The organism is Aquimarina sp. AU119 (assembly GCF_900312735.1).
Lineage (GTDB): Bacteria > Bacteroidota > Bacteroidia > Flavobacteriales > Flavobacteriaceae > Aquimarina > Aquimarina algiphila.
Genome location: NZ_OMPF01000006.1, coordinates 49016 through 67557 on the forward strand (window position 1 = coordinate 49016; position 18542 = coordinate 67557).

Here is an 18542-nt window from a genome sequence, read left to right on the forward strand (position 1 = left end):
TAAATGTGACTGTAATCTCATATCTGTGAATATTGATTAGTCATCTGACTCTTTTTTGGATTCATCCTCTGATTCATCATCATTAAGAAGCCCTTTGGCTTTATCCCATAACTTAGAACCTTGATTTTTTATCTCATCTCCGGCATTTTCAAGACTCTCCATACTAGAATATTTGTCAATGTTTTCTATAAAATTATTGAAGGTGTCAATAATCTTAAATGTCTCATCTGTATATGGAATATTCTGTTCTTTCATCAATTTTTTCCAATCTACTTTTGCCAGAATTGATATCATGTATTTTGTAGCTATTTTACTTAAGAAGTATTTATCATAAATGCCATTAAGTACCTTGTCTGGTTCTCTATCTTTAAGATAAGTAATCGATTCTTCGATAGATTCTTTTTCTTTTTTAGAAAGCAATATGCTGGATTTTAATTTTTCCAGGGAAGAAATCGCTTTTTCACTGTTTTCTTGTTTTAGATGCAGATAGGTTTCTATGGACCAAATGATTTCGTTATCAAGACCTATTTTTTCTGCATCATTAAGGAATTCTTCAAAGTCGAGTAGTGCTCTTTCCTGATCAATGTCACGTTCCATCATCAATCTATCAAAACCTCTAAAAAGATGATTAAGTGCATGTAAACCAATATGAGTTTTTTGATTGTCAAGATTTCTCCATTGAAATATAGCCCTTGTAAGTGGTAGGTCTGTGTCTGGATTATTGTTTAGCCAAACTATATTTCGGGATATTTCATCTTCTGATAAGTAATATAATTTTTTTTCGAAAAATAGAAAACCTCTAAAATATTGCATCAAGGTTTTAATTTCACTATCAGGGAGTAACTCAGGATTTGTTTTTGAGCTCTCATATAGAGAAATTTCTTTTCCAAGATCCCGGCTTGCAATAACAATTGCACTTAAAAAGGCGTGCTCAATATTTTGCGTAACTATCTTTTCTTCATTGCTAAGTAAAGGGGCTGTTTTGGTTATAGAATCTCCATATACTTTGGTTAATGCTTCAGTTAAAGTTGGAAATATGTCTTCATCTGTTTCTTCTACAAAGTTTTTCATTGCTCTGTAATCTCGATATATTGAAATATAGTCCATAAGAGAAAGCTCTTCGGAATTTTCAATATCATAGGAAACAACTTTGTTAAAAATTTTATCAAATTTTGTTTTAAACTCCTTAAACTCGGGTGATACATCATTTTGTGCAGCAGAAGATCGGATACATATTTTTCCAAATTTGTAGGCTAATACTTTATCAGAATCTAGTTGTTCAATAAGTTCTTCCTTGTCTTTTTGTAATAAAGCTTCGTCAGTTTTTTCATCAGAACAACTTGTTAGAAGTAAAACAACTAAAACAAAAAGAATATGTACATGCTTCATGTGCCAAGTTTTATCAAGTATATATAGTTTAATAATAAGTAAAAATAATTAGAGTGTGTTATTTATGATACCCTCTTTTCAGTGAAACTTGCTTAAGCTACTCTGGAATATTTTGTTGAGAAATATAATGATTTCTGGACTTTGGCTAAGTATAGTGTATCATTTTTTTCATTTATACATCAATAAATCGAGATATCTCGATTTATTGATGTATATTTATAACATGAATTTTTTAGAAATAAATAAGGTATTGTCAAATAAGGTGCGAGTTGATATTCTTCATTGGCTTAAAAAACCAGAAGATAACTTTCCTCCACAAATCAATGTACCTGATTTTAATAATGGTGTCTGTGTTTGTCATATCCAGGATAAGACGGGTCTGTCTCAATCTACCGTTTCACATTATCTTACAATGATGCATAAAGTAAATGTTCTTACTGCAACAAGAATTGGAAAATGGACCTATTATAAAAGAAACGAAGAAGAAATACTTAATTATATAAATTCATTGAGGAGTGAACTTTGATTTTTTTAGATGACTAAAATTCTTAAATCAATAATAAAAATATAAAGATGGAACAAGAATTACTTTTAATGGGTGCTAATGCTTTAAGAAAAGCAGCAGTTAACGAAGAGGTAAAAGATTTTATTCTTTCTAACGAAGCACTATTTAAAACAATTAAAAAAGCTGCTAATAGATATATCGGCGGAGAAACACTTGAAGAAACAATACTTAAGGTTAAACACCAGAATAAAAACAAATTCAAGTGCTCAATAGAGTTTATGGGAGAAAATACACTGACCGAAAAAGAAGCAAATGATGCAACAAGCGAATTTATTAGGATAGTGCATGAGATTAAAAACCAAAATCTTAATTCGACTGTTTCTCTTGACCTTTCTCATATTGGGTTGGCAATTTCAAATGATTTGTGCTTAAATAATTTGATCTCAATATGTAAAGAAGCCAGTAAAACTAATATTGAGGTAATTATTAGTGCAGAGGGTATCGATAGAACAGATGCAGTGCTCAATACATATAAAACCATATCAAAAACCTATAAAAATACTTCAATAACACTTCAGGCATATCTTCACAGAACAAAGGATGATTTTAAAGATTTAATACAAGAAGAAGGAAGAATTAGAATGGTAAAAGGAGCTTTTGAGACCCCGGCACACCTTTCTATTCCCAGAGGAAAAGAATTAGACGAGAGATATTTATATTTTGTAGATCAATTATTATCTCAGAATCATAAATGTTCAATAGCAACACATCATTCCAAAATTCAGCAAGAAGTACTTAAACTTATTCAAAAATATAAAATAAGTAAGGATATTTACGAATTTGAAAGCCTCTTTGGAATCCAAACAGAACAGCTAACTCTTCTAAAAGAGCAAGGGTATCCAACAAAATTATACTTTGTATACGGTAAAGAGTGGTATTTGTATTTATGTAATAGGATAGCCGAATATCCGATGAATTTATTTAGAGCTCTAAATGATATTGTTGAACCTATTTCTGAATAACAGAGTTAGAGCCTAATATACTTTGCGTTACTCTTCTAATGTGAAGGTTTGTTTTATTTCCCAATTTGCTCGTAGTTCTATAGGCTCAAGGAAATAACGCATTTCTTCTGGCTGTATACCTTTTAAGAAATTACCAGTATCCCATTTACCATTATTATTTTGATCAAAAATTACTCTAATAAAATATTTGGAAGGGTTGAGGTATTCAAAAACAAGGGTTTCTTGGCTTTTTGCTATTTTTTCTGAAACTACTTCTTCCTTATCGTTTGTGATCTGGACTATTACCGGATAGGCTTTGACATTTTGAAGAGTTAGAAAAATTGTACCATAATCGGTAATTTTTTTTGTTCTGAAATTAAATTGTACCGTATCATTAACATTACCAATAAAATCTTTTATTGCATCAGGAAGTAGTTTTAAGTTGTAAGCATTACTTTCTGTTTTTTCAAAAATAAGTTGTGCTTCATTTTTAGCTTTATCTAATGTTATAGAAAAAGGAACATCCAATGTATCCTTATCGGTTAATGAGATTAAACTCTCATTGATACTATCCAAAGGAGTATTGGCCGAAAAGGTAAAGTTCTTATTAGGTTCAAGACTGGATTTTACAGATGAAATTAATTTAAGTGAATCTTTATATTGATCCTTAAATCTTGCAACTAATGTATCTTGATAATTTTTAGAATTGGTGACTTCAAAAATCAATGAGTCGGCTTCAAAAAATGGTCTAAACCAATAATGTAATGTATCTTTTTCTTTATCCGGAAAAACATGAGTATCGTAGTCATCCGGTATATCACTAAGCATTTTTACATTCATACTATCCAAAAGACCTTCATAAGGAAAAAGAAATTCGTTTTTTGATACCTGTTTTGGTTTTAATGCCTTAAAATCCAGAATTTCCTTAAAAATATTAAGATTAAATACTTTTGCTGTATCCTCTGGAAGCGTGATAATTTCTTCATAAAACCCTATTTTATCCTGTTTAGGTTCATATAAATAATTATTTGAAACATCTTTTAAAGCAACAAGTTTAAATTTCCCTTCTTTTAGATTATGTAAACTAAAACCAATACTATCTAGCGTATTGGTAATGTATCGCGGAACAGTTTTGTAAACCAGTGAATCCGAATAATTTTCATCAACCTCATATAGTGCAACGGTAATATAGGAATCGGGTTCTTTTTGGTAAGCGTCACTTATTGTGCCTTTTACACTTAAAGAATCAAGAAAGTCTCCTGTAGTAAAAACATATCTAAAAAAAGAGTTTGGGTTTTCTTCATTATTATCTACAATACTTTCTCCAAAATTGATACTATAGGTGGTGTTTTCTAATAAGGTATCAATAAATTTAATTTTAATGTATTTGCTGGGTACTCCTAGAGGTGTAATTGTCGGCTTAGGATCCATAGGAGGTGAGACGATGATTTGTTTTTGAGCATCGTTTAGTTTTATATATTCATCAAAATAAATTCGAATCTCATTTCTGTCAAAATTTGTTGAAAAATTGGGAGGTAAGGCTTTAATAAAAACGGGAGGTGTCTCATCTTTAGGGCCACCAGTAATCGAACCTTTTTTGGCACAATTTACTACCAGAAGTAATGATACCAAGGTAAGCAATACCATATTTAATCTTTTGCTCATATGCTCCGAGATGATTTTAAGTGACAAAGAAACAACTATATTTAAAAAACAAAAAACATAATGAAATACTATTTTAGAGGTTTCTGTTAGAAAAAACGCTAAAACTTTATATTTAATTCATCTTTATGTTAGATTACTCGGTTATAGCCATTGTTGCAATACTAATTTTAATCCCTGGGATGGTATTTAATTCCTTTACACAAGCTTCTATGGTAGCACCGGTTGTAACAATGTCATCAATCAATAAAATATGTTTATTTACAAGTAAAGACTCATTTTCAACCTTAAATGTTTCAGATGTATTGATCCATCGGCTAAGTCGCCCGTGTTTAGATTGTTTTTTATTGTAAGATTTTTTTTTCAATACAGAATCAATGTACTTAGCACTCAGTTTTTTGGCAATTTCGATTCCGAATTTTTCAACTTGATTATACCCTCTTTCCTGTAATCTTTTTTTATGTAGTGGAACAGGGATTACGATATCAATATCTTGATATTCAGATATTTGTGATAAATCAGAGCCTAGCCATTGCCCTAATTCTGTTCCTATTTCCTCTCTACCCCTATACTTAAGGTTATGAATTAGGTTTTGCACCAAACTATCCTTATGAAAAACAAATAGAGAAGTTGCATTTTCAATTTTGGCACGACCATAAAATACTTTTTCAATTTTTTTTGCGTTTACGTTATGGAAATTGCCTAAAGGGAGCTCGTGTCTACAAGAAGTACATAGTAACCTTTCATTTTTATATAGAGGACTGTTACAGGCAGCACAATATATAGGATAGAGTAAATACGCTAAGTCTCTTAGCATTTTATTAGGGAGATTAACATTAATTATTATATTTAGCTATTAAAATAACCATCAAAAATTATAATAAATTTTAATTATGACAACTCAAAACAATAACTTGACCCTAAAAATTCTAATTGGTGTTCTAGGAGCACTGTTGCTTATTCTAGGGATTTTTACGTATAAGTTTTACAACGAAGAGAAGCAAAATAAAGCAATTTTGCAACAAGAAAAGGATCTTATTGAAAGCGAATTAGGAGAATTGATCACAAAATATGACAATGCTATCGCTCTTAATGAAGTAATGGATGATCATTTGCTTAAGGCAAAAGAACGTATTGTTGTACTATTAGATAGTGTAAAAGACAATGATGCTAATCTAGCTTTGATCTCTCGTTACAGAAGAGAAGTAGGTAAACTTAAAAAAGAACGTGAAAGACTATTTAAGCTGGCAGATAGTTTAACTGCTGCTAACACGCAGTTGGCTACAGATCTTGATAGTACTTCTGTAGCATTAAATAGAAGAATTATTTTATCTGATTCTTTACAAACACAAAACACCAAACTTGCTGATATCGTAGAAAGAGGTTCTGCACTTACTGCTGCAAATATCAAAGCAGAAGGAGTACGTGTACGTAACAGTGGTAAAATATCAACTTCTTCTAAGGCAAGTAGAGCAGAAAAAGTAAGAGTATGTTTTACACTTTCTCCAAATAAATTGACAGAAAAAGGAGATAAAGATCTTTTTGTTCAGGTAATTAATCCAGAAAATAACTTGATCGGAGATAAGATATCTGTAAATTTTGATGATGCTGTACTTACTTATAGTGGACGCAATAAAGTATTCTATGAAAATGAAGCTTTAGATGTTTGTGTATTGGTTGATGCTGCACAAGGAGAGCTTGTAAAAGGGAACTATGTGGTTAACTTATTCTCTGGGCCAAGAATGATCTCTAACACACAGTTTGAGTTAAAATAATGTATTGAAATAAATATTAGAAAACCGTCATATTGTTTAAAAATATGACGGTTTTTTTATGCTTTCGATAGAAATTAATTTTGTAAGTGTTTAATTAGATAAATTCAATTATTTTTGCGCAATGGCAAAGCAAGAAGATAAATTTAAAAAGGTTATTGCCCATGCTAAAGAGTACGGGTATATTTTTGGTTCTAGTGAGATTTATGATGGACTAAGTGCAGTATATGACTATGGTCAAAATGGTGTAGAACTTAAAAAAAACATAAGAGAATATTGGTGGAAAAGTATGGTAAATATGCATCAAAACATTGTTGGTTTAGATGCGTCAATATTTATGCATCCAACTACCTGGAAAGCTTCTGGCCATGTAGATGCATTTAACGATCCCTTAATTGATAATAAAGACTCTAAAAAAAGATATAGAGCCGATGTACTCATAGAGGATTATGCAGAAAAACTAAATCAAAAGGCTCAGAAAGAGATTGCTAAAGCCAAAAAACGTTTTGGAGATTCTTTTGATGAAGCACAATTTATAACTACCAATCCTAGAGTAGTAAAGTATCTATCCAAAAAGGAAGAAGTTGTGCAACGTATGGCAAAATCTTTAGAAAATGAAGACCTTGCTGATGTAAAAGCATTAATAGAAGAGTTAGAAATAGCAGATCCTGATACTGGGTCCAAAAACTGGACAGAAGTTCGACAGTTTAATCTGATGTTCGGAACCAAGTTAGGAGCTTCTGCAGAGTCTGCAACCGATTTGTTCTTGAGGCCAGAGACTGCTCAAGGTATTTTTGTTAACTTTCTAAATGTCCAAAAAACTGGAAGAATGAAAATTCCATTTGGAATAGCTCAAACTGGAAAAGCATTTAGGAATGAGATTGTAGCGCGCCAGTTTATTTTTAGAATGCGTGAATTCGAACAAATGGAAATGCAATTTTTTGTGCGCCCCGGAGAAGAAATGAAATGGTATGAGTACTGGAAAGAAACCAGGTTAAATTGGCATTTGTCATTAGGATTGGGTAAAGAAAATTATCGTTTTCACGATCACGATAAATTAGCACATTATGCAAACGCTGCTGCTGATATTGAGTTTAATTTCCCATTTGGCTTTAAAGAATTAGAAGGAATCCATTCCAGAACAGACTTTGACCTTAAAGCGCATGAAGAACATTCAGGTAAGAAATTACAGTTTTTTGATCCAGAATTAAAAGAAAGTTATGTGCCTTATGTAGTCGAAACCTCCATTGGGTTAGATAGGATGTTTCTAGCAGTATTTTCTACAGCATTACAAGATGAAGAATTAGAAGATGGTTCGAGCAGAGTGGTGTTAAAATTGCCAGCTGTTGTAGCTCCGGTAAAAGCTGCAATACTTCCATTAGTTAAAAAGGATGGTTTGCCAGAGATCGCACAGCAGATTGTTGATGATTTAAAATGGAAATTTAATGTAATCTATGATGAGAAAGATGCGATCGGACGTCGATATCGAAGACAAGATGCCAATGGAACTCCATTTTGTATTACTATTGATCACGATACTGTAAATGATAATACAGTTACTATTCGGGATCGAGATACGATGGAGCAAAAACGAGTGCCAATCACTGATCTAAAAAATCTTATTGCAGAAAAAACAGATGCCGAATATTGGTTAAAGTAATATAGTAAAACATTTTTTGCTGAAGCTGCCTTATACAGGGCAGCTTTTTTATTTTAGAATAGAATGTATTGGGGTATAATTATTGATACACTGTTACTTCTAAAATGACAATTAAACTACAAAACAAAAGGCTTTTTCTTTATGCCTAAGGATAAAGTACTTTATCATAGCTGTATTTTGAAGTTTAGTTGTATTTTAGTCATAGAACTCATCTTAGTGTAATGTTATGGTATAAAGAATTTTATCTTTCATGCAGAAGGTTGATCAAAATGAGTTTTCTATATAAAATGGCCAAGTCTCATATATAAATTATTGCTCATGCTATTAAAGAAGATTGTAATTATTACTTTCCTGTTTTTTGTTACTGTTGGATTCTCTCAAAAGAAGAAAGAAATCATGAATGCAACTATGATTAGTTCGGCAGAATATATGAGAACGGTTGATCCTTTAGGAGGTAAAAAACTAATTCCGGGTAAACCAAGAGAAGGTAAAATAAACCCCAGAAGGACCGGTGCAAATAGAATTGTTCCGGGAAAAGGTTTTCCGAGAGGAATGGACCCTTTATTGGCAAAAGGAAAAAGCGCAGGAAGTACAAGGGCAACAAAAGCACCTTCTCTTACATTTGATGTGAACACAAGTTCTTTTTCACCTTCAGACCCAACAGGAGCTATTGGTCCTAATCACTATGTTAGTGCTAAAAACTTTGAATTTACGATACACGACAGAAGTGGGAATGTACTGGTTCCTTCTTCATCCTTAGAAAATATATTTCCGGGAGAAGATCTGGGAGATCCCATAGTGTTTTATGATAGTTTTGCAGATCGATTTGTAATTACACAGTTTTCTGATACCCCCAATGGATTTTTGGTAGCAGTAGGACAAGGACCAGACCCTGTAAATGATGGATGGTATATCTATCGATTTAATACCGGAAGTTTTCCCGATTATACCAAATTTTCTATATGGTCTGATGGATATTATGTAACCGCAAACAAAGATCAGGGGTCTGTACAAACAAGTGAAGTTGTTTTTGTGATCGAAAGGGAAAAAATGCTAAGAGGAGAAGCAGAAGAAAATGTAAAAATAGTAGGATTCCCTCTCCCAGGTGCAAGAATAGGAGGTTTTTATAGTCCGGCATCCTTTAACGCAATAGGAAATGCATTACCTCCTGATGGGGATGCCAGAATAATTTATTTTCAGGATGATGACTGGCAAGGAGTTACCCAGGATATGTTAAAACTCTGGAAAATAGATGTAAATTGGGTTTCACCTACTGAATCTACTATAGCAGAAGCAGAAGAAATTGCAGTAACCATGTTTGATTCTACTTTTGATGGGGGTTCTTTTGGAAATATACCACAACCAGGAACCGAAGGCCAGGATATTGACGTACTACAAGGAGCAGTAATGTATGCAAGTAACTATAGAAGGTTCTGTGATTATAATGCTGTTGTACTCAATTTTGCAGTAGATATAGATCCTGATGCAGATAATGTAGCGGGAATACGTTGGTATGAATTAAGACAAAATGGGGATGGACAACCCTGGACAGTGTTTCAAGAAGGAACCTATACCTCTACAGATGGTAAAAGTGCATGGTGTGGGAGTATGGCTATGGATATTTTTGGAAATATAGGCATGGCATATACAACCATGGGAACTACTGATAATGGAGCAAGTGCAGATAGCTTTGCTTCAATACGATACACAGGTAGATTAGCAGGAGACCCATTAGGGACGATGACCTTTGCAGAAGAAACCATTGCATTGGGAACCGGAATTGATCGAACAGATGAAAATCGATACGGAGATTATGCACAACTTACTGTTGATCCTGTCGATGATCAAACGTTCTGGCATATTGCAGAATATTTTGTCGATGTCCCTGCTAGTTATTCAAGAAATGCTGTTGGAGTATTTAAAATTGCTGAAGATGTTACTGCCGATGTTGGAGTTATACGTATTGACGTACCAGAAGATGATGCTACGTTTACTAATAACGAAACAATTACCGTAACGCTAAAGAATTTTGGATCTACTACACAAAATAATATTGCTGTTAATTATTCTATTAATGGAGCAGCAGCGGTAACAGAACTATTCGCTGGTCCTATTGATCCGGGAATGACCGCTTCCTTCTCATTTGGCACAACTGCAGATCTTACTGCAGAGAGAACCTATACCATTACTGCAGAAACCAATTTGGCAGGAGATCTTAAGCCAGAGAATGATTGTAGTGATAAAACACTTCTTAATTTGTTTTCTATTGATGTTGGTGCAGGAGAATTAATAACTCCTTCACTAGATAGTGGACTTTCTGTTTCTCCAGAGTCAGTTACAGTTACTTTATATAATTATGGAACCGTGGCACAGACCAATATTCCTGTTTTTTATATGTTAAATAATGGAACAAGAATTGAAGAAACCTTTACAGGAACCATTCAGCCTCAAGAAGAGGTGTCCTATACATTCAATACACAAGCAGAACTTATTGGTATAGGTAATTTTGAATTTACTATAGGAACGACTTTAGCAACCGATGAGAATACTGAAAATGATAATATTACAAGAGTCATTGAAAGAGAATTTTGTAGACCAACTTCAAATTGTTCGCAGTTTGGAGACGGGATTAGATCTTTTGAGTTGTCAAATGTTACAAATTCTCCAATAACCTGTAATACAGGTTATGAGGATTTTTCAGATGATTTTAGTATTAATTTAAATAGATCAATAGGAACCTATACGCTTACAGTACAAACCGGGTTTGCAGATCAGAATCGATCAGAACGAATCTCTTTATGGATTGATTTTAATGACAATTCTGTTTTTGAAGAATCAGAACTTATATTAAATAATGTAGTTGTAGAAGAAGCTGATACCGACCAGGAGTTTACAGTAACAATCAACAACCAAGCTGCTTTAGGAAGGCATTTACTTAGAATTCGTGCAGGGGACGTGAATACAAATAACGGGGCTTTATTAAACGATGCTTGCGGTTCTATGGATTTTGGAACTACTCATGACTATACTGTTGAAATAGGCGAAAATAAGGATCTGGATACGGGATTAATAGTAATTAGTGAGCCAGATAATCAATTCCTGATTACCAAAGCAGATTCTGGACCAGAAACACAAGTAAGAATTTATGTTTTTAATATGTTGGGGCAAGTGATCGTTTCTAATATGATTACTAAAGATGCTAATGGAAGATTTGTATATGAACTAGATATGTCCTTTGCGAGTTCTGGAGTTTATTTTGTTCGATTTGGTAAGAGCAGAAAAGCCGATGCCACAAAGTTTGTTGTACAATAATTTACTCTTTACGGGTATTAATTTCTAAAATAGAGACTGGTCGAGCATCATTACATCTGCTAGGTCTTCTTAAACTGGCAAATTTTACCCAAACTTGTGCAGGAACTTCAGTTTTAAAAAAATCACTAAGATTTACAGGATCCAAATTATCGTTATATTCCTCAACATTTAGAATATAAGGGCAGTCTTTAGATTTACTGCTAATAATAGTGCCTTTACTAAATCCTTTTTCAATCATCTCTTTAGAAATATCTTTTTTAACAATGGTATTGGAGGAAGTATTATCATTATTCCCCATACTATTTGTGGGTTTACAGTTAGATACACTTAAAAGTATAACTAGGATATATAACTTGCTCATTTTTGTACATTTAAATTGGATACATAAAGATCATAAAAAAAAATTAGAATATAAGTGTAATTGGTATAAGCTTGCAACATGCTAATATTTGTTTTGTATTTAGTATAGATAAAATAGTAGTAAGTTTTATTTTTACTAAAATTTTAAATCAAGATACAATGAAAATCGTCTCTTATAATGTAAACGGAATTAGAGCAGCGCTTAACAAAGGATTTATAGAATGGTTGAAACAAACCGATCCAGATGTTATTTGTCTTCAGGAAATAAAAGCTAACAAAGAACAATTGGATCTGGACATATTTGCTGAAGCTGGATATGCTCATAATTTCTGGTATAGTGCTCAGAAAAAAGGATATAGTGGTGTGGCGATTTTATCAAAAACAGCTCCAGATCATGTAGAGTATGGCACAGGAATAGAGTATATGGATTTTGAAGGCCGTAACATAAGAGCAGATTTTAATGGAGTTTCTGTAATGAGTTTATACCTGCCAAGTGGAACAAATATAGAGCGATTAGAGCACAAGCTGAAGTATATGGCAGATTTTCAGACGTATATCAATGATGTAAAGAAAGATTATCCAAATCTGGTTATCCTTGGAGATTATAACATATGCCATCAGGCAATTGATATTCATGATCCGGTACGTAATAAAAATGTATCTGGATTTTTACCCGTAGAGCGAGAATGGATCGGTAATTTTATGGATAGTGGTTTTATTGATTCGTTTAGGCATTTTAATACAGAACCACACCAATATTCCTGGTGGAGTTATAGAGCCAATGCCAGAGCGAATAATAAAGGATGGCGTTTGGACTATGGTATGGTGGCACGACCATTACAAGATAAACTCAAAAGAGCCGTTATTCTATCAGAAGCAAAACATAGTGACCATTGTCCGATTTTGGTAGAATTAGAAGGAGTAATATAATCTATAAGGATAAGGAAGCTAAATAGAATTTAAATGTCACACTGAGCTTGTCGAAGTGTTGTTGAAGTAGAATTGAACGAAGAATGTATTGGTCCTTGACAGACTTAGACCGACAACACAAAAATGTCTGAGGTCAGAAGTTGGAAGCCTGAAGAGGAGTTAATTTCATATTAAACTTAGATTCTTTGCAACTTTGCTTCTTTGAGACTGAAAATTAAAAACCCCTTAAAACTCACAATAAAAATGATTAGAAAAATTGCACTCTTAGTACTGGTAGGAACCTTGATGACATCATGTGTTTCTTCAAAAGTATTTAAAGAGCTAGAAGGCAAGTATGCCCGTCTTAAACGAGAAAATCGTAAAATGAAAGACGAATTAGGAGCGTTAGAAAGAACAAGTAGTGCAGACAAGAAAGCATTAGCAGCATTAGATGCTAAGTATCAAAAGCTCAAAGCAGAAAGAGACGATCTTGAAGGAAAATATAATGCAGCACAGGCTAATTATGAAAACTTAAAAGAGTCTTATGATGCCTTAGAAAAGAATAGTTCTGCAGCTATTGCATCCAATAGTAGAAAAAATAGAGAACTATTAAGACAATTAGAAGAAAAAGAACGTGCCTTGGCGGCAGAACGTAGTCGTCTGGATAAATTGCAGAGTGACCTAGAGGCGCGCTCTAAACGTGTGAATGAATTAGAGGGATTAATTGCTGCCAAAGATGCAAAAATGCAAGCGCTAAAAAATGCAATTTCCAAAGCACTGCGAAATTTTGAAGGGAAAGGTCTTACGGTAGAAGAACGTAATGGTAAAGTGTATATTTCTATGGAAAACAAACTCCTTTTCGAATCTGGCAGTTGGGCGGTTGGAGCTCAAGGACAAAAAGCAGTAAAACAATTAGGAAAAGTATTGGGCGAAAATCCTGATATCGCCGTATTGATAGAAGGGCATACTGATAATGTACCTTACACAGGGAATGCGCAATTATCTGGTAACTGGGATTTGTCGACAAAGAGAGCGACTGCTATTGTAAATATTTTGGTACAGAATAGGCAAATAGACCCGCAAAACCTTACAGCGGCAGGTAGAGGCGAGTTTGCTCCTGTGGCGTCTAATGATAATAGTGCAGGTAAAAGTAGAAATAGACGTATCGAAGTGATCTTAACTCCAAAACTGGATGAGATTACCAAATTACTAAATGATATATAATCAATCAAGTTGAGTATAAAACAAAAAGAGCGACTCCATTTGGAGTCGCTCTTTTTATTGTATTGATGATACTTTAAATGTTTTATAAACTATTAAGTATGCTTTCAATTTCTTTTTTATCATCTTGCTTAGAGCTTTCTTTAACTCGTCTTAAGACATCAAAAAATTTATCTACTACTTTATTAGCCATCAAAGGATCTGTTAGTTTAAGTTCTCTTCCTGTAGAAGTAAGTAATTTATAGTTAAAGAATTCAATTGGGACAGATTTATCTAATTCTTTTACTAAAGAAGTGGTTCCTGTACTTTTTACAATAGAAATCACATTACCATGAGCAATTACCTTATCTGTAATATCGGCTACATCTTTTGCTAATGGATATAATTCAGTATCATAAAGTTCGCTAAGCTCAGCCCAATTATGAGTTTGAGCTTGAGTGGTTAATCCTGCGCATAGTACAAGTGCAAGTAGAAATAATTTTTTCATAATGTTTGGGTGTTTAATAATGTATTAAAAGTTTATAGGTTAATTACACCGGTTACTTTAACGAGACAATTCTTTTTTTATTGTTAAAATAACCTTAAAAATCGAGTCAAAATACTCAATTTAATTGATAAAAACCAAAAAGTGTGCCACAGATTTAGTTAACAAAAATAAAATCCTTAATTATGCATATAGCAAAAAAGCATACAGGTTTTATATAAAAGCACAAAAATACAGAAGACAGATAACAAAAGGACGTTGCCAGACGTTTATTATACCCAATTAATTTAAAACTATAAAACAAATGAAGAGGCTACCCATTTTTGTAATGTTAATAGTATCTGTGATCAAAGGAGTGAGTCAAGAAACCGAAGAAGAATACCAGAACGAAGAAGAAATACAAAGTGAAGAAGAGGTACAGGAGGGTGAAAATGGAGAAAGCAACTACCTTGACATCTATGGATATTTTAAGTTCACCAATGATGAGTATTCCAATGCCTTGGATAAGGTGAATGATATGTATCCAGAAGATCAAAATGTCCTATTTACTTTGGTAGTAGAAGTCCAAAAAGATATAGTATTAAAAGATCGCTTGTTTAGGGAGTTGATCGCAAAACCCAAAAAAAAGAATCCTTTCAAGGGTAAAGACAGCCCAGGGTTTGTCTGTATTCTACGTGGCCTTATAGAAAACAAAACCATATATAATGAAGCTATTAAAGACGGAAGTTCTGAGGGTCAGGCCAGAAATGCCGCAGCCTTAGCCGAAAGAGCTGCTCGCAGAAAATGTGGCATAGCCAAGAAAGTGAATAAGTTATAGTATGGCTGTTTCCATATATTGGCAAAAAACATAAGCTTTCCTGCTATTCCAGTTCAAGTATAGCTTGAGTTCTTATTAAATATATACTTTTACCACATCTTATGTACTCGATCTTATGCTGCACTCTTTTGAGTTGTCATTCCAGACTTGATCTGGAATCTACCAGGTGATCATGGATTCTGGTTTACACTAGAATGACAATCAAAAAAGGTAGTAATTATAGCATCCAAATCATATCATTAGGTATTTTGGATTATTATAGTATCTTTATCGGCAACCTAATCCATTAAAAACCTACGTATTATGTTTATTATCTTCGGAACAAGAGGGATAAAACACACTGTGAGTGAAAGTCCTGTATTATCAAATTCATGTCCAAACTGTAATGATGGAAATCTGGTAAATAAACTTTATCGCAGATGGTTTACCCTATTCTTTATTCCTGTAATCCCATTGGATACTGTGGATCGATTTTATGAGTGTGATCGCTGCAAGAGTGCGTATAATGAAAGTATAAAAACAGTATTACAGCGCTCTCAGGAGGAGATTAGCGAAAACCAAAAACGGGCAACTTCTGTCTATGCAAAAGCATTAGTGGCTTCTATGACACATATGTCTGTAGTAGATGGTAATTTTGCTCCAGAGGAAGAACGTGAGATTATGGATGCTATTGAAGGCTTCCCAGAAATGAAAGATGAGTTAATGGCAATACATAAAAATGTAAAGGTAAATGCTAATAAAGATAATCAGGTGTTTGATTTCCTCAATAGCGCACGAAGTGAGTTATCATCAGAAGCCTTAATTAATATTTTGGCTCAGGCAGCTGTAGTATTATTAGCAGATGGCGCTATCGAAAAAGAAGAAGAAACGTTAATGAAAGAATATTTAATTGCTTGCGGGTTGCCAAAAGAAATGTATCAGACCTTGATCGATAAGTTGAAGCAAAAGGATATGACCGAAATCAAAAAAGAACAATTGAATTAGAATTATAATAACCGTCAATTCGAGTGATTTTTCGTAATGACCTCTCGACTCCGCTCGAGGTGACAGAAGAAAAATCGTATCGAGAATAGGTTTTTAACTAAATACGAATTAAAGTTCTGTTCTATAAAAACATAAACGGCCAACTATTAATTTGGCCGTTTTTTGTTCTTAATTTATAATACCTATCTTTACATCGTACAAATAGTACACGTTCTTTGTAATACCATACTCCATAGTTCTTGAATTATGTCAATTAGAAATTCGATTGACATTGAAGTTTAATTTTTAAAACTATGTATGATGAATTGGAAAATTCAAAAACTATTGAACGGAGAGACGATTGTCTCCAAAGAACCCGGTAATTCTATGTTACCCATTCTAAAATCAAAACAACCTGTTGTTCTTGAACCCGTAAACTGGGAAGATTGTGAAGCAGGAGATATTGTTTTTTGTAAAGTAAGAGGTAACTGTTTTACGCATTTGGTCAAAGGAAAAAATGCAAAACGAGGATTACTAATCGGTAATAACCGAGGACGCCTTAATGGGTGGACCAAAAATGTTTATGGTAAAGTAATAGAAATATTACCGACATCATAAAAGTAGCGCTAAGAGCGCTTTTTTTGTTTATATACATTACCGTTTTATCAAAGTAAATTTAAATGACTACCCGCAATAGAGGAAGAGAAGCCAGCGATGATCGCCTGTTTGGGGTGATGTCAATGCAGAAAAAATTAAAAGAAGCAGCAAAAGATATGCTGTACCTCCTTTCTCGTGGCTTTGCAGAAAAATCATCTGTACAATTGGTAGGAAATCGCTATAAACTTAATGCCAGACAGCAAAAGGCTTTGCATGGTATGAGTTGTAGTGAGCAGCAAATCGCGATTCGCAAAGAACGTATGATACTGCCAAAAATGTTAAAAGGACAAACCATAGCAATAGACGGATTTAATCTATTAATTATTCTCGAAAGTGCTTTGTCTGGAGCATACATTTTTAAAGGTCTTGATGGATATTATCGTGACGTATCTAGTGTTCATGGGACATACAAACGAGTCCAAAAAACAGAAGAAGCGATTCTAATCATAGGAAATACACTTCATAAGCTAGGAGTCAATTTAGTACATTGGTATTTTGATGCACCGGTTTCTAATAGCGGAAAACTAAAAACAACACTTCGAGAATTAGCAGAACACTACCATTTTCCCTGGACAATAGATTTGGTTAATAATCCAGATAAAGAATTGGCAAATTCAAAACATATTGTGGTGAGTTCTGATGCTTGGATACTGGACAGAGCACAAAAAAATACTAATCTTGCTGCTTACCTAATTGATCATTATATACAGAAAGCAAATATTGTATTAGCAGAATAATACTTCAAACTAAGCTTTCCCTCAATCAAACTAAGCTTTCCCTCAATCTGTATTTCATAAAATAGAGATCTCCTGTATTTTTGAGTAAACCAATAAACAATAATATGTTTTAATCTAGAAGTCAAAATTGGAATCAGAAATCAAAAGAAGTAAAATAAAAGGGAGGAATGTAACATTAAGGTATAGAATAAAGCGTATAGAAGTTTATTCCTAAAAGAAATTTGATGGATGTTGGAGGAATTAATTTTAGGTTGGTTAGTTGTGTGAAACGGATGCGGCAAGGGGTAGTCGCTTCCGTTTCAATTATGTGAAACTCTGTTTTGAAAATCCGCAGTGGCGGAAAATTCAAAATAGTAAGTTGAACTTATCCCACTGTAGAGTGGGATCTGGTTCTATATCCAGAACTTTAGATTGAGGATTAAGGCTTGTCTTAAGGTTTACTATCTATTTTTTAGATGTATAGCAAAAAAAGAGCTTCTAGACAGAAGCTCTTTTTCTGGTTTAAATAAGGTGCAGTCAGTGATAACCTTATTTTTCTGGATCAAACCATTCTCCCCTGGCATTCGTATACACAGTTTTAGAATCATTTCCCATGGCTAAAACTAATTTGTAGTTTCCAATTTTATCGGTATATGCTTCTGCAATACTAGCTCCGGGAAAATCCTTTTCTACGGCAGCTTTAATAATTTCAGAAAGCCTGTCAACTTTAAGAGGTTGGTAGTTATCCTGAACTTCTACTACTTCAATTGGATCAAGAGGAAGAACTTCTTGAGATTGTTGTGCAGAGACGTTTTGCATCGAAAATACAATAGCACATAATAAGGCGATCATAGGTATCTTTTTCATCTATTCAATTCATTTAATTATACATTATAGTATATTTAGAAATAATCATTCCATAAGACAAACTAAAACACAAAGAACTGTTTGTCAAGTGTTTAAAGATGGAATGATTTTTTTAGAAGTATAGTAATTGTTGATGAAACCCCTATTGTATGTAGATATATTTCACATTTAAAAAGCGAAAGGATATTGACGAAATCTATGGTTGACTGATTTATTATGATAATTTTTACATTAGTTTAATAGAAGA

General features: G+C 33.3%; 17 protein-coding genes. 11 read left to right on the top strand and 6 right to left on the bottom strand.

Annotated features, from left to right (window positions below; genetic code table 11):
* Nucleotides 1–36 precede the first annotated feature (36 nt).
* Nucleotides 37–1389 (bottom strand): short-chain dehydrogenase, encoded by a 1353-nt coding sequence (locus DK442_RS06275; RefSeq protein WP_109435009.1) that lies wholly within the window; start codon nt 1387–1389, stop codon nt 37–39.
* A 223-nt stretch (nt 1390–1612) separates the two neighbouring features.
* On the opposite strand from DK442_RS06275, the gene DK442_RS06280 reads away from it, so the two are divergent.
* Nucleotides 1613–1915 (top strand): helix-turn-helix transcriptional regulator, encoded by a 303-nt coding sequence (locus DK442_RS06280; RefSeq protein ID WP_109435072.1) that lies wholly within the window; start codon nt 1613–1615, stop codon nt 1913–1915.
* A gap of 47 nt (nt 1916–1962) precedes the next feature.
* The gene (locus DK442_RS06285; RefSeq protein ID WP_109435010.1) at nt 1963–2916 is read left to right on the top strand and encodes a proline dehydrogenase family protein; all 954 of its coding nucleotides are present in this window, start codon (nt 1963–1965) and stop codon (nt 2914–2916) included.
* Nucleotides 2917–2943: 27 nt separating this feature from the next.
* On the opposite strand, the gene DK442_RS06290 is transcribed toward DK442_RS06285, so the two are convergent.
* Both DK442_RS06290 and DK442_RS06295 read right to left on the bottom strand, forming a co-directional pair.
* Nucleotides 2944–4560 carry an Ig-like domain-containing protein gene (locus DK442_RS06290; RefSeq protein ID WP_109435011.1) on the bottom strand — a complete coding sequence of 539 codons (1617 nt, stop codon included), beginning with the start codon at nt 4558–4560 and terminating at the stop codon, nt 2944–2946.
* A 133-nt stretch (nt 4561–4693) separates the two neighbouring features.
* Nucleotides 4694–5374 carry a ComF family protein gene (locus DK442_RS06295; protein ID WP_109435012.1) on the bottom strand — a complete coding sequence of 227 codons (681 nt, stop codon included), beginning with the start codon at nt 5372–5374 and terminating at the stop codon, nt 4694–4696.
* 76 nt (nt 5375–5450) lie between these two features.
* Here DK442_RS06295 and DK442_RS06300 point away from each other — a divergent pair, with 76 nt between their 5' ends.
* The 3 genes from DK442_RS06300 (at nt 5451) to DK442_RS06310 (ending at nt 11301) form a co-directional block, all read left to right on the top strand.
* Entirely contained in the window at nt 5451–6332 is an 882-nt protein-coding gene (locus tag DK442_RS06300; RefSeq protein ID WP_109435013.1) for a hypothetical protein, read from the top strand.
* Nucleotides 6333–6453: 121 nt separating this feature from the next.
* A complete protein-coding gene (locus DK442_RS06305) occupies nt 6454–7989 on the top strand; it encodes a glycine--tRNA ligase (protein ID WP_109435014.1) in 1536 nt (511 codons plus the stop codon).
* Nucleotides 7990–8307: 318 nt separating this feature from the next.
* The gene (locus DK442_RS06310; RefSeq protein ID WP_109435015.1) at nt 8308–11301 is read left to right on the top strand and encodes a T9SS type A sorting domain-containing protein; all 2994 of its coding nucleotides are present in this window, start codon (nt 8308–8310) and stop codon (nt 11299–11301) included.
* Between the two features lies 1 nt (nt 11302).
* Here the strand turns inward: DK442_RS06310 and DK442_RS06315 are convergent, their stop codons facing one another.
* The gene (locus DK442_RS06315) at nt 11303–11662 is read right to left on the bottom strand and encodes a hypothetical protein (protein ID WP_160114068.1); all 360 of its coding nucleotides are present in this window, start codon (nt 11660–11662) and stop codon (nt 11303–11305) included.
* Between the two features lie 158 nt (nt 11663–11820).
* Here DK442_RS06315 and DK442_RS06320 point away from each other — a divergent pair, with 158 nt between their 5' ends.
* Both DK442_RS06320 and DK442_RS06325 read left to right on the top strand, forming a co-directional pair.
* The gene (locus DK442_RS06320) at nt 11821–12591 is read left to right on the top strand and encodes an exodeoxyribonuclease III (RefSeq protein ID WP_109435073.1); all 771 of its coding nucleotides are present in this window, start codon (nt 11821–11823) and stop codon (nt 12589–12591) included.
* A gap of 243 nt (nt 12592–12834) precedes the next feature.
* Nucleotides 12835–13794: an OmpA family protein gene (locus DK442_RS06325; RefSeq protein ID WP_109435017.1), complete on the top strand. Its 960-nt coding sequence runs from the start codon at nt 12835–12837 to the stop codon at nt 13792–13794.
* Nucleotides 13795–13876: 82 nt separating this feature from the next.
* Here the strand turns inward: DK442_RS06325 and DK442_RS06330 are convergent, their stop codons facing one another.
* A complete protein-coding gene (locus DK442_RS06330; RefSeq protein WP_109435018.1) occupies nt 13877–14278 on the bottom strand; it encodes a hypothetical protein in 402 nt (133 codons plus the stop codon).
* Between the two features lie 301 nt (nt 14279–14579).
* Here DK442_RS06330 and DK442_RS06335 point away from each other — a divergent pair, with 301 nt between their 5' ends.
* The 4 genes from DK442_RS06335 (at nt 14580) to DK442_RS06350 (ending at nt 17449) form a co-directional block, all read left to right on the top strand.
* Complete coding sequence (locus DK442_RS06335) at nt 14580–15092, top strand: hypothetical protein (protein ID WP_160114069.1); 513 nt, start codon at nt 14580–14582, stop codon at nt 15090–15092.
* A 303-nt stretch (nt 15093–15395) separates the two neighbouring features.
* Complete coding sequence (locus tag DK442_RS06340; protein ID WP_109435020.1) at nt 15396–16076, top strand: TerB family tellurite resistance protein; 681 nt, start codon at nt 15396–15398, stop codon at nt 16074–16076.
* Nucleotides 16077–16376: 300 nt separating this feature from the next.
* Nucleotides 16377–16673, top strand: a complete 297-nt coding sequence (locus DK442_RS06345) for a phage repressor protein (RefSeq protein WP_200825093.1) — start codon at nt 16377–16379, stop codon at nt 16671–16673.
* A 62-nt stretch (nt 16674–16735) separates the two neighbouring features.
* Nucleotides 16736–17449 (top strand): DUF434 domain-containing protein, encoded by a 714-nt coding sequence (locus tag DK442_RS06350; protein ID WP_109435022.1) that lies wholly within the window; start codon nt 16736–16738, stop codon nt 17447–17449.
* 528 nt (nt 17450–17977) lie between these two features.
* On the opposite strand, the gene DK442_RS06355 is transcribed toward DK442_RS06350, so the two are convergent.
* A complete protein-coding gene (locus DK442_RS06355; protein ID WP_160114070.1) occupies nt 17978–18295 on the bottom strand; it encodes a hypothetical protein in 318 nt (105 codons plus the stop codon).
* Nucleotides 18296–18542: the final 247 nt, after the last annotated feature.

Coding starts and splice junctions, on each gene's coding strand:
- DK442_RS06355 (WP_160114070.1), bottom strand. CDS start 18,295: ATGAAAAAGATACCTATGATCGCCTTATTATGTGCTATTGTATTTTCG.
- DK442_RS06345 (WP_200825093.1), top strand. CDS start 16,377: ATGAATTGGAAAATTCAAAAACTATTGAACGGAGAGACGATTGTCTCC.
- DK442_RS06315 (WP_160114068.1), bottom strand. CDS start 11,662: ATGAGCAAGTTATATATCCTAGTTATACTTTTAAGTGTATCTAACTGT.
- DK442_RS06290 (WP_109435011.1), bottom strand. CDS start 4,560: ATGAGCAAAAGATTAAATATGGTATTGCTTACCTTGGTATCATTACTT.
- DK442_RS06275 (WP_109435009.1), bottom strand. CDS start 1,389: ATGAAGCATGTACATATTCTTTTTGTTTTAGTTGTTTTACTTCTAACA.
- DK442_RS06320 (WP_109435073.1), top strand. CDS start 11,821: ATGAAAATCGTCTCTTATAATGTAAACGGAATTAGAGCAGCGCTTAAC.
- DK442_RS06350 (WP_109435022.1), top strand. CDS start 16,736: ATGACTACCCGCAATAGAGGAAGAGAAGCCAGCGATGATCGCCTGTTT.
- DK442_RS06280 (WP_109435072.1), top strand. CDS start 1,613: ATGAATTTTTTAGAAATAAATAAGGTATTGTCAAATAAGGTGCGAGTT.
- DK442_RS06325 (WP_109435017.1), top strand. CDS start 12,835: ATGATTAGAAAAATTGCACTCTTAGTACTGGTAGGAACCTTGATGACA.
- DK442_RS06305 (WP_109435014.1), top strand. CDS start 6,454: ATGGCAAAGCAAGAAGATAAATTTAAAAAGGTTATTGCCCATGCTAAA.
- DK442_RS06295 (WP_109435012.1), bottom strand. CDS start 5,374: ATGCTAAGAGACTTAGCGTATTTACTCTATCCTATATATTGTGCTGCC.
- DK442_RS06300 (WP_109435013.1), top strand. CDS start 5,451: ATGACAACTCAAAACAATAACTTGACCCTAAAAATTCTAATTGGTGTT.
- DK442_RS06285 (WP_109435010.1), top strand. CDS start 1,963: ATGGAACAAGAATTACTTTTAATGGGTGCTAATGCTTTAAGAAAAGCA.
- DK442_RS06310 (WP_109435015.1), top strand. CDS start 8,308: ATGCTATTAAAGAAGATTGTAATTATTACTTTCCTGTTTTTTGTTACT.
- DK442_RS06340 (WP_109435020.1), top strand. CDS start 15,396: ATGTTTATTATCTTCGGAACAAGAGGGATAAAACACACTGTGAGTGAA.
- DK442_RS06330 (WP_109435018.1), bottom strand. CDS start 14,278: ATGAAAAAATTATTTCTACTTGCACTTGTACTATGCGCAGGATTAACC.
- DK442_RS06335 (WP_160114069.1), top strand. CDS start 14,580: ATGAAGAGGCTACCCATTTTTGTAATGTTAATAGTATCTGTGATCAAA.